General features: G+C 45.4%; 2 protein-coding genes. Both read left to right on the top strand.

The features are described from left to right. Positions 1 to 22 precede the first annotated feature (22 nt). The gene (locus BET10_RS18410; protein ID WP_070987162.1) at positions 23 to 13,129 is read left to right on the top strand and encodes a non-ribosomal peptide synthetase; all 13,107 of its coding nucleotides are present in this window, start codon (positions 23 to 25) and stop codon (positions 13,127 to 13,129) included. Continuing rightward, positions 13,126 to 14,993, top strand: a 1,868-nt coding sequence (locus BET10_RS18405; RefSeq protein ID WP_139158745.1) for a condensation domain-containing protein, incomplete at its 3' end; no start/stop codon positions are given. The genes BET10_RS18410 and BET10_RS18405, both read left to right, overlap by 4 nt.

The raw sequence follows: 14,993 nt of genomic DNA, 5'->3' as shown, positions 1-14,993 counted from the left end.
ACCTACAGGGTAAGGAACACTCATGGAAACAATTCATGATTATTTGGCAGCACATGCCATAGCAAACGATCAGGGGACTGCTTTTACTTTTATTGAAGATAATGGTGAGCAATCTCAAATCAGCTTTAGTCAGCTACATCAGCAAGCTCAATCTATTGCACAGACTTTAATGACTCAAGTTGACGTAGGTGCGCGAGTGGTTTTATTGTATCCACCAGGCCTTGAATACATCCAGGCTTTCTTAGGTTGTTTATACGCAGGGGTTGTTGCCGTACCTTTGTACCCACCACAAAGCAAAAAGCACGCGGGCCGCGTGCTGACGGTAATTGATGACTGTAAGGCAAGTCTGATACTCACCAATAGCCTGCTAAAAGGTCAGTTAGAAATGGAACTGGCCCCACTATCTGTTAAAGGGTTTGACGAGCTTATCGGGTCAACTGATATAGAAACCTTCAGCTTGCCAGCCCCTGAGCAAGTTGCTTTCTTGCAGTACACTTCAGGCTCAACGGGCACACCAAAAGGGGTGGTGGTCACCCACGCAAACATCGTTGCAAACTTAAAAACACTGCAACAGGCAACACACTGTGCGAAAGAGGATGTATTTTGTAACTGGTTACCGCTGTTCCACGACCTAGGGTTAGTCAATACATTGCTGTTACCTATCTTTCTCGGTGCGCATTCTGTATTAATGTCACCGGTGCGCTTTATCAAAAGTCCATTAGCTTGGTTTAAGGCTATTACAGAGTTTAAGGCCTCTATTTGTGGTGCGCCAAACTTTGCGTTTGATCACTGTATAGAGCGTATTAAGCCACATCACTTGGCGGGTATAGACCTATCTACTTGGCGTATCGCGTTTAATGCAGCTGAGCCTGTTGATGCACAAACCTTGATGCGCTTTAGCGACCGTTTTGCCAGAGTTGGCTTTAAAGAGTCTGCGTTGTTCCCTGCTTATGGCATGGCTGAAGCAACGGTATTTATATGTGGCGGTGCGCACAAAGTGGCATATACCGCGCTGCCATTTAACAGCGAGGCATTACAAAAAGGGCAAGCAATACTGCCAAGCGATGATGATGAAAAGCAGCAGATCCTCATTGCACACGGTCAGGTTCAACAGCATCACCACCTTAAAATTGTTGATCCCCAAACTTGTAAAGAACTGCCAGAAGGTCATGTGGGTGAAATATGGTTTGCAGGGCCAAGCCTAGCGCAAGGTTACTGGAATGACCCTCAGAAAACCGCGGCCAGTTTTGGTGCGACATTGGAGTCAGATGATCAACGTTATTTAAGAACAGGTGATTTAGGCTTTATGTATAACGGTGAGCTGTATATCTCTGGTCGAATCAAAGATGTGATGATCATCAAAGGTCGCAACTATTACCCTCAGGATTTTGAGAAACTGGCATACAGTGCTTATCCTGGACTGAGCCAAAATGGTGCCGCTGCATTTGAAGTAAATGGCAGCGCGGTGTTAATGCTGGAGATCAGTCGCAGCGAAATGGCTAAGTTTGATTATGCAAGTGCATGTGAAACGATAAAAGCGGCCATTTTTGAACACTTTGAAGTTGTACTTGAAGACATTTTGTTCCTAAAGGCGGGTAGGATCAATCGTACGTCTAGTGGCAAAATTCAGCGTTCTTTATCTAAAAAGCGTTACCTCGCAAATGACATTGAATACTTATACAGCGCAGTACACCCAGATACAGAAGGGCAACAGGCACAGGTCAGTGAAAAAGCTGTAACAGTCAGTGAAACGGAAGCTGCTTTGTGCACCTTGTGGCAGAAAACATTTGGCTTAGATAGTATATCAGTTGAAGATAACTTCTTGAATTTAGGTGGTCATTCACTTTTAGCTGCCACACTCGTTGCTGAGATCCAACAGACATGGCGTGTCGATGTTTCGATTAGAGATCTTTTCTCTGCTAATACTATTCGAAAACTTGCTCAAGTGATTGAAAATGCGTCAGCGTGTGAATTGACTACCATTCAGTCGAGTAATCAAACTACGTCACTGTTACCGTCCTATGCACAGGAGCGAATGTGGCTGGTTAATCAAATAGAGTCAAACAATGCCCACTATAACTTGTCCTTCTCTATAAAATTATTTGGTCAGTTGAACACGGCGTACTTACAGCAAGCACTTAATATCATTATCGAACGACATCAGACACTTAGAACGAACTTTTATGAGCAGTCAGGTCAGGTATTACAGCGAGTGCGCAGCTCATTTGAACTGGAAATTACCGAGTATGATTTATGTGCTCTTGATTCAGATGAACAAGCGGCGCGTATTGCAACGTTAAGTGAGCAAGAAAGCACGAAAGCGTTTGATCTTGAGCAAGATCTCATGCTCAAAGTGAGTTTACTGAAACTGAGCCCACAATCTCATATCATGTTACTTAGTGTGCATCACATCGCGGCAGATGGCTGGTCTTTAGGACTGTTGGTTAAAGAGCTAAACGCGCTATACGCAGCCCAAATACATGGTACTGCCAATCCACTAGAGAGTCTTGACATTCAGTATACAGACTATGCACTGTGGCAACGCAAGACGCTTGATGAATCGGCTTTACAAAAGCATTTGCAGTATTGGAAAGTACATTTAGCGAACCTACCTGTCGTTCACAGCCTGCCTTTAGATAAGCCACGTCCGTCGATACAAAGTTTTCAAGGTGCTTCGGTTAATAAAACGCTTAATAAAGCACTGTTAGAACGCTTACAGGCACTTGCAACAGAGCATCAAGCGACCACATTTATGCTTATGAATGCGGCGTTTTCTAGCTTCTTAAGTCGCTATTCTGGCGAAACAGATATTGTATTTGGATCACCCATCGCTAATCGGGAGCAATCGCAAGTTGCATCACTGATCGGTTTATTCATCAATAACCTAGTGTACCGCTGCGACCTGTCAGAAGACCCAACGTTTGTAGATTTGCTGGCGCAAACGAAAGAGCGGACATTAGCCTCTTATGAGCATCAGCAAATGCCATTTGAAAAGCTGGTTGATGAGTTGCAACCAGAACGAAGCCTTGGACACAGTCCGTTGTTCCAAGTGATGTTGATTCTGCAAAGTCATCAAATGGAGGCGTTGTGTTTACCTGGGTTGGATATACAAAACCCACAGGCAAGAGATAACTTTGCACAGTATGACCTGACGCTGACACTCAATGAAAGCGATGCAGGACTAGAAATGCAATGGCAATATGCGGTCGATCTATTCGAACATGCCAGCATTGAGCGGATGGTTGAAAGTTTTGTGCTGATGCTAGAGGGGATCGTTTCATCTCCTATGACTAGAGTGAGTGAGTTACCGTTACTTGACACATCTGGACACGAACGTTTGGTAACACAATACAATGATACTAAGCGAGATTACGCAAAAAATACCTGTATTCATGAACTGTTCGAGCAGCAGGTTTCTGAAACGCCAGATGCTATTGCGGCCATATTTAATGGTGATGCACTGACGTACCAACAGGTCAATCAGCGAGCCAATCAGTTAGCGCACTATTTTGCGCAAAATGGTATCCATTCGGGGTCAATAATAGGGGTATGTGTAGAGCGTTCATTGGACATGTTGATATCGACATTGGCTATCATGAAAGCGGGATGCGCATATTTACCGCTCGACCCCAGCTACCCACATGCTCGTTTGAGTTATATGTTGGAAGACTCAGAGGTCAAATGGGTCATTACACATCAGCACCTTAGTGAGCGACTATCAGTTGAAAATCTCCTTTGTTTAGACGATGAAGCGACTGCTAAAGAAATAGCTCGTCAAGCGCAAAGCAATTTAGATAAAGCGCAATTAGAACTAGATAGCAACACGTTGGCTTACCTGATTTACACTTCCGGTTCTACAGGCAAACCAAAAGGCGTGATGCTGGAACACGGAAATGTTGTTAACTTCCTGCGCGCAATGCAAGAAGCGCCGGGAATGATACATGATGATACCTTACTCGCAGTAACGTCCTTGTCTTTTGATATCCACGTGTTAGAGCTGTACTTGCCACTGAGTGTTGGTGGACGTCTCGTTTTGGCTTCGTCGGATAACGCCATATCGGCGGATGAATTAGCACAACTCATGGCTGAGCATCAAGTTACGATGATGCAAGCAACACCTGCAACGTGGAAAATGCTCGTCGGTAATGGATGGCAGCCAAAACATCAGCTAAAAGTGCTTTGCGGTGGTGAGGCCTTAAGTGAGTCATTGAAAAACTCATTATTATCGTTTGATAACATTGAACTTTGGAATATGTATGGTCCGACAGAAACGGCTGTTTGGTCCGCTACATGTAAGATTGAGGATGCGATTTCTTTAGGTAAACCAATCGCGAACACTCAATTTTACGTGTTGGATACACATTCTAACCCTGTACCAGTAGGCGTAGCTGGGGAACTCTACATTGGCGGTGACGGCGTTGCTCGAGGGTATTTTAATCAACCTCAATTGAGCGCAGAGCGCTTTATTGACAACCCTTATGGACCCGGTCGCCTGTATAAAACGGGTGACTTAGTGCGCTGGTTAGCTGATGGTACATTACAATATTTACGCCGTGTGGATCATCAGGTTAAGGTTCGTGGGTATCGTATTGAGTTGGGTGAAATTGAGTCTGCGCTTTTGCAGCACCCACAGGTTCAAGATGCGGTTGCTCATGTTTTTGCTGAGCGTGATGATACATCGCTGGTTGCATATGTCACATTAACGTCAAATCATCGGCAAGAGGATATACAAGACGCGTTGCTTGAGCATTTGGAGGCACTGTTGCCCTCGTATATGTTGCCAAACGCGATTGTATGTTTGAGGCAAATCCCTTTAACACCAAATGGCAAAGTAAACCGCCATGCATTACCAAAGCCTGAGCGCGGTAACGAGGCTCAATATGTAGCTCCAGAAACAGAGACTGAAAAACAGCTGTGTGAGTTATGGCAGCAGTTGCTTGGTATTGAACCGAAACAAGGTAAGTGGCTGAGTGTTAACAGCAACTTTTTCAACCTAGGCGGTCACTCGTTACTCGCAGCACGCCTAGTTGCGCTAATACGCACACAATGGCATGTAGAAGTGCCAATCAGAACCTTGTTCACTGAGCAAACCGTGCGTAAGTTGGCGCATGTTATAGACTTGGCATCGGTTAGTCACAGTACCAAGATCCAGCCTGCTGTGAGCAACGAGCCAACGCCTTTGTCTTTTGCACAGCAGAGATTGTGGTTGATTGAACAAATCGAGTCGGGCACAACACAGTACAATATGTGTCAAGCATTTAAGCTATCAGGTCCACTAGATGTGGCGGCTATGCAGAATGCTTTCAATATCATTGTTGAACGCCATCAGGTGTTGCGAACTACTTTACATACAACTGACAGTGGCACGGCTATCCAAGTTGTTTCAGATACATGGTCACTAGAGCTTCCAACTTACGATTTGAGTGACTTGAGCGAGCCAGAACAAGAGCAGACGGTACGTGACAATATTGCACAAGAGTCAAGTACATTATTTGATTTAAGCCGTGACTTGATGGTGCGTGTGAAGCTGTTAAAGCTTGCTCCACAATCACATGTATTACTTGTGACAATGCACCACATTGCCGTGGATGGTTGGTCAGTCGGGATTATCTTTGACGAATTCAATCGTCTATATAAAGACCCTGAATCGAAACTTGCAAACATTGACATTCAGTATGGTGATTATGCGCATTGGCAACAGCAGACCCTTCAAGGAGAGAGACTTGAAAGTCATCTAGCGTTTTGGAAAGAACGATTATCAGGACTGCCAGAAGTGCACAACCTTGCACTAGATCGAGCAAGGCCACCAGTGCAAGATTACAAAGGTGCACACTTAATTCAAACGCTAAGTCCAGACATTCAAACTGGCTTGAACGAGCTGGCTAAAGCTTCCAATACTACTCTATTTATGGTGTTGCATGCGGCGCTGGCAATTTTATTGGCGAGACACTCTGACAAAGATGACAGCTCAACAGGAGCAGACAACATTGTGATTGGTGCACCAGTGGCAAACCGCGAACAAAGTGAGTTAGCGCCTTTGGTTGGGTTTTTCACCAACAGTGTCGTGTTACAACTTAACCTTAGTGGTAACCCTAGCTTCACTGATCTATTGCAAAGCTCTAAAGCAGATTTGTTAGATGTATATGAGCACACCGAACTTCCGTTTGAAAAGCTGGTGGATGAGTTACAACAAGCGCGTAACCTTGGGTACTCTCCTTTATTTCAGGTGAAACTGGCGCTACAAAATAACACTCAAGGTTGGTTTGATTTACCATCAATTACAGCGCAAAAGATTGAGCAACCTCATAGTGTGGCATTACATGACTTGAGCTTAGATATCTATGAGCAAGCTGGTGGATTAATGCTTGATTGGGAGTATGCAACTGCTTTGTTCAATGCTTCAACTATTGAACGTATGTCATCACACTTTGAAATCTTGCTCAAAGGGATTATTGCTGCACCACAATCACGGGTGAGTGAATTACCATTTTTATCAACAGATGAAGTGGAGCAGTTACTCGATTGGTCAACTTGGTCCTCAGAAAACCATGAAGAGACATCGATATCTGATGGTCAATCTGTACTTGATCTGTTCGAAGCACAAGTAAAGGAGCATCCGAATAATATTGCCGCAACGTTTGGGCTCTCAGCACACATGCGAGAAGCAATTAGCTATCAGCAGTTGAATGCTAAAGCAAACCAAATTGCACATTATCTTGTCTGTGAAGGGGTTACGCCGGATACCCTGGTGGGCCTATGTGTTGAACGTTCTTTAGAGATGGTCATTGGTATTTGGGGTATTTTAAAAGCAGGTGCGGCGTATGTGCCAATTGACCCCGACTACCCAGAGAAGCATATTGAACATATTTTAGAAGACTCCGATATCGAGATTATGCTCACCAGTGCGGAACTGTTATCTGAACTACCGTTTGGAGATTTGCAGATACTGCCTCTAGACGATGAAATGTGGGACAGTTTTTTAGGTGACTACGATGAAGAAAACCTAGATAGAAGTAAATTGGGACTGACCCACAGCAACTTAGCCTATGTTATTTACACGTCGGGTTCCACGGGTCAGCCAAAAGGTGTGACCATTGAACATGGCGCATTGGCGAATTCAACGGTTGGCAGATTTAAAGCCTACCAAGAATCACCTCAGAGTTTTGCTTTGTTCTCATCGTATGCATTTGATAGCTCGATAGTTGGGATTTTCTGGACGCACATATCCGGTGGCAAACTGTGTATTGTTGACATTAAGCAAGGCTTGGATTTACAGGCGTTCGAAACGCTCATGGCTGATGAGCAAGTGAGCCACTTCTTGACGCTACCGAGTGTTTACCAAACCATGTTGTTAGCTGACATACACCCGAACTCGTCACTGCAAACGGTTATTGTTGCAGGTGAACCTTGTGATTTGAACCTTGTGAAGCAGCACCAGTGTAGCAGCGGGTGGAAAAACTGCCGATTAGTCAACGAATATGGACCCACGGAAGCGTGTGTTTGGAGTAGTTACTTTGACTGTACTGAGCACACAGAGGGGGCGGTACCCATCGGAATGACTGCGCCACACACAGAGTTGTTTGTATTGGATGCCAAGCAGCAGCTTTGTCCTGTTGGAGTGACAGGAGAGCTGTATGTTGGTGGTGATAATCTAGCGCGAGGCTACTTAAATGCCACCGCTATGACGGATGAAAAGTTTATCGCCAGTCCATTTAGAGACGGACAGCGTCTGTACAAAACAGGTGACTTGGTTCGCTGTGCACCTGATCAGCAGGGCAAGCCTGGCAACCTAGAATTTGTAGGACGGGTTGATCATCAAATTAAGATTCGTGGTTTCAGAATTGAATTAGGTGAGATAGAAAGTGCAATCTTGACCAGTGAGCTGGTGTCTGAAGCTGTGGTACTGGCAAAATCACTTGACCCTGCGCAAGACACCAAGCAGTTAGTGGCATATGTGGTTGCTAGCAAGACACAGCAAGAAGTTGCTGCTGAAGACAACTTCAATGAGCTAAATTTACGCGAGGAATTAGTAGCTTACCTCGAACACTCTTTACTCAGTCATAAAGTGCCCTCGGCGTTCGTATTTTTAGACGCTTTACCGCATACCCCTAATGGCAAGGTGGATCGCAAAGCACTGGAGGCGAAAGATGTACCTGTACAATTGACTCAACAATATGTGGCACCAAGTAGTGAGGTTGAGCGGCAACTTTGTGAAATTTGGCAAAAGCTACTTAAGCTGAAAAAAGTAGGGGTCACTGAAAACTTCTTCGCCATTGGTGGTGACTCAATCTTGGCCATCCAAGCCGTTACACAAGCGGCTAAGCAAGGCCTAGTATTGACTACTCGTCAAATTTTTGAGTGTCAAACAATAGAAAAGCTTGCGCCTTTGGTCAATGGCACAGCACAGATAGAAGCTCCGCAAGAGGCTATTTGTGGTGAGCAGGTATTTATTCCAATTCAGCGTGAATTCTTAACCGGTGATAGCGTTGACCAGCATCATTATAACCAGTCTGTGCTATTAACCGTTCCTGCGGATTTCACTATTGAGGCACTACGAGACATCATGTTTGCGGTGTATCAGCGCCACGATATATTGCGTTTATCGGTGGTTGAGCAAGCAGGAAAATATATGCCACTGACAGAGCAGTGTGTTGAGCGTGCTATCAAATGTGTAGATTTAGGGCACTTAGCAGGCCAAAGCTGGGAAGATGAATTGACAAAGGCCAGCCGTGAAGCCAAAGCAGGTCTATCGCTGGCTACCGCAGATGTTTTCCGAGCCGTATTGTTTACAGGGAATAGTACGCAGCGCCGGTTATTATTAACGGCTCATCACATGGTTATAGATGGCGTCTCATGGCGTATTTTATTTGAAGATATGGCGAGTGCTTTTGAGCAATGGCAGCAAGATGATGCCATCGTTTTAGGCGCAAAAACGTCTTCTTTCCAGCAATGGGGTCAATTCCTTTATGACTATGCCAACAGTGATGATATCAGTGCTGAAAAAGCTTTTTGGGAAGCACAAGCTGCCACGCCAGTAGATGACTTGCCAGTTGACCAAGGTGCAGTTGAAGACAACAGTTTGTCAAACAGTGACACGGTAGAATTTGAGTTGAGTGACTCACACACCCAAGCGTTGCTTAATCAATGCACCGCGGCATATCGCACGCAAATAAATGATTTGCTGTTATCGGCCTTATATCTTGCACTGCATAAATGGACTGGGAATCACGCATTTCGTGTCGATTTAGAAAGCCATGGGCGAGAGTCGCTTAACGAAGCGTTAGATCTGACCCAGACAATGGGGTGGTTTACCTGTGTTTATCCTGTGTTGTTACACACCCAGCCAGATGCCTCAATTGAGCAGGTTATCAAAGCTGTCAAGGAGCAATTGAGAGCCGTTCCACATGGTGGTATTGGCTTTGGTGTAATGCAGCAGATGTTAGCAAGCAACGAACACAGAGAGCGATTTGCACGTACTGTGGGTGGTGCATCGGCTGTGCTATTCAACTACTTAGGACAGTTTGATCAGGTCATCAACAATGATGGGGTATTTCAAGCTGCCAATGAGTTTACCGGTGAGGACGTGAGTATGCGTCGCCAGCGCGGACACCAATTAGAACTCAATGGCTTGGTTTCAGGTGGAAAGCTTCAGTTTTCTCTTCGTTTCAATGCATTGCAATACCAGCAAGCGACCATCAAAGCCTTAGTACACAAAATTGAAACTTCGCTCATTGAGATAATTGAGCACTGTCAAAGCCAAGCAGTAGGGGGCGTTACGCCATCAGACTTTGCGTTAAGTCGCGTTGACCAAGCTCAGTTGGATGAGTGGTATCAAGACTATCCAAATATGGAAAAACTGTATGTTACTACGGGTATGCAGCAAGGGTTACTTTTCCACAGTAGCTTAGATGCTTCAGCCTACTTAACGCAGCTGTCGATCGATATTGATGGGGCGCTAAATGCCGCAGCAATGCAACATGCTTGGCGCGAGATCATAAGACGCCATGATGTTTTCAGAACCGCTTTTACGGATGATCTAACCCATCAGGTGGTGTTATCGGATGTAAACGTGCCATTTACTCACTTAGATTGGTCAGCACTGAGTGATTCTGAACAGCAACAGCAGTTATCTCAGTTTTTACAAGATGATAGAGCACAGGGATTTGATTTGCGCGCTGTGCCATTGACGCGTGTGACCTTGGTCACGCTACAAGCGCGTCGTCATTATCTTATTTGGTCAAACCATCATGCGTTGTCAGATGGCTGGTCATTGCCTTTAGTGCTCAAAGAGCTATTAAGTATATACACCCAAATTCATGACCTAGATGCGCAGCAGCTTAGCACTCAGTCGGTTGTTTCATCTTTACCTGATGCACCTCAATATGAGCGTTACATTGGCTGGCTGGCACAACAGGATAAGCAACAAGCACAGGATTTTTGGCGAGAGAAGTTAGCACAAGTAGCGTCATCAACCCATCTCTATTTGGAAGAGGCGAAAGAGCATAGTACACACGGTGCCGCTAAGGAAAAGTTGGCCTTATCTGCACAGGTGAGTGCTCAGCTACAGTCACTTGCCCAGCAACATAAGGTGACGCTAAATACTCTGATCCAAGCTGCATGGGCGTATGTGGTGCACAGATATAGTGGTGAGCAGCGAGTAATGTTTGGTGAGACTGTATCAGGTCGCCCACCAGAGCTTGCTGGGGTCAATGATATCATTGGTTTGTTTATTAACAGTCTACCTGTAGTTGTCGATATTCAGCCAGAGCAAGACATTGGTAATTGGTTACGTAGTTTGAACCAAGCAAGCGTTGAACGTGTCGAGCATGGTCATTTACCTCTGTCTGAAATACAGACATTAAGTCCGCATATCAGTACTGGTCTAGCCGAACGTAAGTTGTTCGATACACTGGTGGTATTTGAGAACTATCCGGTCGATCAGGAAATACATCATATTGTTGAGGGGTCTGGGCTTACGGTAAATGAGTTACGTAACGAAGAGCAAACCAATTACGCTTTAACCTTAATGGTCCTGCCAGAGCACACAGGTTCAGAAGACAAATTGAGCTTTGAGCTGGGGTATCGTTCTGAGCAATATTCAACAGAGTCAGTTGGCGAACTGTTGGCGCTCTTCGAGTTAACCCTAACCAGGTTCTTAGCGTCTGATTGCCATACCGTTGGGCAGTTGTCAGCACTGATTCCTTCTCAGTCTCGCCAGTTACTTGATTGGAACAATACGGTTTCAGAATATCCAAAAGAAAGCTGTATTCATGAGTTGTTTGAGGAGCATGCTGCAAACATGCCACAAGCAATAGCGGTAACCTTTGATGGTGACACTACTGCCTCCTTAACTTATGGGGAGCTTAACGCGAAAGCCAACCAACTGGCGCACTATCTGATTGCGCAAGGGGTAAAGCCTGACACTTTGGTTGGTATCAGTGTGGAGCGCTCGCTTGAAATGGTTATTGGTTTGCTGGGGATCCTCAAAGCGGGTGGTGCATATGTACCGTTAGACCCAAGCCTACCAGAAGCACGTTTAAACTACATGGTACAAGACAGTGGCGCGGAGCTCGTCTTAACACAGCAAAAATTCGCAGGGTTGTTCCAGTGTGACCAACAACAGCTGGTTTGTTTAGAGCAAGCAGAGACTTTTGCTCAGTACAGTACAGAAAACATTGATAAAACGCGTCTAGGTCTGACCTCATCTCATTTAGCCTATGTGATCTACACATCCGGTAGTACGGGCCAGCCCAAAGGGGTGGAGTCGATTCACCGTGGCATGATGAATAGGCTCGATTGGATGCACTGTGAATACCGACTACAAACAGGCGATCGCGTACTACAGAAAACACCTTACAGCTTTGACGTATCGGTTTGGGAGTTCTTCTGGACGCTAGGATATGGTGCGCAGCTCGTTGTTGCTAAACCTGATGGACATAAAGATCCTGAGTATTTGCGTGACTTAATCCAAACACAGCAGGTAACAGTCATGCACTTTGTACCTTCTATGTTGGCGAATATGCTCAATGAAGTTAGTTTTTCGCAACTGCCGTCAGTACGTTACGTATTTTGTAGTGGTGAAGCATTGGCGAAAAAATTAGCCGATGAATTTAATGCGACTAAATCTGAACATACCCAATTGTTTAATCTATATGGTCCGACTGAGGCCTCCATTGATGTCACTTACTGGGAATGTGATGGCAACGATAAGCTCAGCTTTGTGCCTATCGGTCGAGCAATTAATAACACCCAATTGTATGTACTGGATACACAGCTTCAACCTGTGCCTGTGGGCGTACCGGGCGTGTTGTATATCGGCGGAGACAACTTAGCTCGAGGCTATTTGAATCGTCCAGAATTAACGGCTGAGCGTTTTATCGCTAATCCATTCTTTGCGGCTAATAGCGTCAACAGCTCAGAACGTTTGTACCATACGGGTGATCTTGCACGTTATTTACCAGATGGAAACCTAGAGTTTATTGGACGCGTGGATGACCAAATAAAAGTACGAGGTCTGCGTATTGAGCTGGGTGAAATTGAGGCGCAACTAGCTAAGCAATCAGGGGTGGAGTCGGCCTATGTAATGGCGAGAGATTTCGCAGGTAGTACACAGTTGGTAGGTTATATCAAAGCGCCAAATGAACTACCGCAAGCGGCGCAGTTGAGCTTGGTGACACAGGTGAAAGCAGAGCTAGCAAAACAGTTACCTGATTATATGATCCCTAGCGTGTTATTAGTGGTGTCGCAATGGCCACTGACCCCCAACGGGAAAGTGAATAAAAAGGCACTGCCCACACCAGAGAATATCGATAGACAAAGCGAGTATATAGCCCCAGAAACACAGACTGAGCAAGTCTTGGCGGAGATGTGGTCACAACTGCTCGGTGTTGAACAGAGCAAGATTGGTACGACGACAAATTTCTTTGAATTAGGTGGACATTCACTCATGGTCGTTCGTCTGGTCGCCATGATTAAACAAAAGTTCACAGTTGGACTAGATATGGCGACTGCACTGCGCGCGCCAAATATTAAAGAAGTAGCACACCACATTGATAGTGAAATTTTAAAACTTGAATTTAAACAGGCTGGCAGTGAAGTCGAAGGAGATGAAGTGGAGTTCTTGATATGAATAATTTTTTAAAGCAATTACTAGAATTGGGCATCAAGTTAAGTCTTGATGCTACTGATAACATCAAAGTTGCTGGGAAAAAAGAAAACTTAACGCCGGAGCTGCTAGGTGAGCTTAAACAGAAAAAACAAGAGATCGTAGCATGGTTAAAGCAGGATGCCACCCAAGACTCAGCTCGAATTGAGAGAGTTGAAAATCGAGAGCAACTCTGTTTGACGTCGTTTTCACAGCAGCGCTTATGGCTAATCGACCAGCTACAAGCAGGCTCAGCACAATACAATATGCCGATGGCGTGGCAGGTACAAGGGGAGCTTGATTTAGGCCTGATAAAACAGGTATTTGAAAGTATTCTCACGCGCCATGAAGTGCTAAGAACGGTGTATGTAGATGTGGATGGCGAAGCGATGCAACGTATTCGCCCGATGTCTGAGATTACGTTTGATATTCAGGTTGAAGATGTTCGCGCGCTGAGTACAGCAGAGCAGGAAGAGGCAGTGCGAGCACGGGTGACAGCAGATATTGAACAGGCGTTTGACTTGGCAGAGGATGTGATGCTGCGTGTGGGTTATATCCACACGAGTGATAGCTCAGGGGTGTTGTTGTTTAACATGCACCACATCGCATCAGACGGCTGGTCGATGGAAGTACTGAACAAAGAGTTCTTTACGTTGTATGAGGCGTATAGCCAAAACCAAGCCAATCCACTGCCAGAGTTAGMGTTGCAGTATGTAGATTATGCACACTGGCAAAGAGCGCATGTGACAGGGGAGGTACTGGATAAGCAACTGAGTTACTGGGCGCAGCAGTTAGCCGATGTTCCTGCGGTACATAGTTTACCACTGAGCTACCCAAGGGGAGAGGTAAAGGGCTACGAAGGGGGGCAGGTTAAGGGGACATTACCGGGTGCGGTGAGCCAGCAATTGCAACGCTTAGCGAAGCAATATCAATTAACCCCGTTTATGTTGTTACATGGCGCGTTGTCGTTGTTGTTATCAAGACACAGCAACAGTCGTGACATTGTGATAGGCACCCCGGTGGCGAACAGACTACAAGAGGGACTGGCCCCACTGATAGGGTTCTTTGTGAATACCTTAGTGCTGAGAGTGGATACAGGTCATGACACCTTGGCGGAATATCTAGCGCATGTAAAGAACGTGCATTTAGACGCACAGGCGAATCAGGATGTGCCGTTTGAGCAATTGCTTGATAAATTAAAGGTGCCTAGAAGCAAAAGTCACACGCCACTGATCCAGATCATTCTTAACACCAATTCAAGCTTTGGTGTAATGGGTGCTGATTCAGCTAATACGACGTTGGCTGAGTTGAATATAACGCCGTATGAAACAGACGTGATCCCAGCGAAGTTTGATTTAGACATTGATTTGAATATCACACAAGAAGGTGTAGAGCTTTACTGGACCTATGATGTGAGCTTGTTTAGTGCACAAGCCATAGAGCGTTTGAATGACCACTTGTGTCGTTTATTAACCGCGCTCAGTGCAGTGAATGAGCAAGAGGTGGCGCTACATACACTGCCTATCTTGTCAGAGGCAGAGCAACACCACTTGGTACATGGGCTCAACAACACAAAGATGGACTATCCAAAAGACAGCTGTATTCATGAGTTGTTTGAGCAACAGGCGCAAGCGACACCAGATAAAGTCGCGGTGGAGTTTGGGTCACAGCAGCTGACTTATGGCGCATTGAATCGCAAGGCGAACCAACTGGCGCATTACTTAGTGAATACACAGGGTGTTACCCCAGATACCTTGGTGGGATTATGTGTAGAGCGTTCATTAGAGATGATAGTGGGGATGTTAGGTATTTTGAAGGCGGGTGGGGCGTATGTACCACTTGACCCGAA

The sequence above is a fragment of the Pseudoalteromonas amylolytica genome, from assembly GCF_001854605.1.
GTDB classification, from domain to species: Bacteria; Pseudomonadota; Gammaproteobacteria; order Enterobacterales; family Alteromonadaceae; genus Pseudoalteromonas; species Pseudoalteromonas amylolytica.
Note: the sequence above shows the minus strand (reverse complement) of the source record. Positions and strands in the feature narration are given on the sequence as shown.

Excerpts from the sequence above, each read along its gene's own strand:
- BET10_RS18410 (WP_070987162.1), top strand. The coding sequence starts at position 23 with ATGGAAACAATTCATGATTATTTGGCAGCACATGCCATAGCAAACGAT.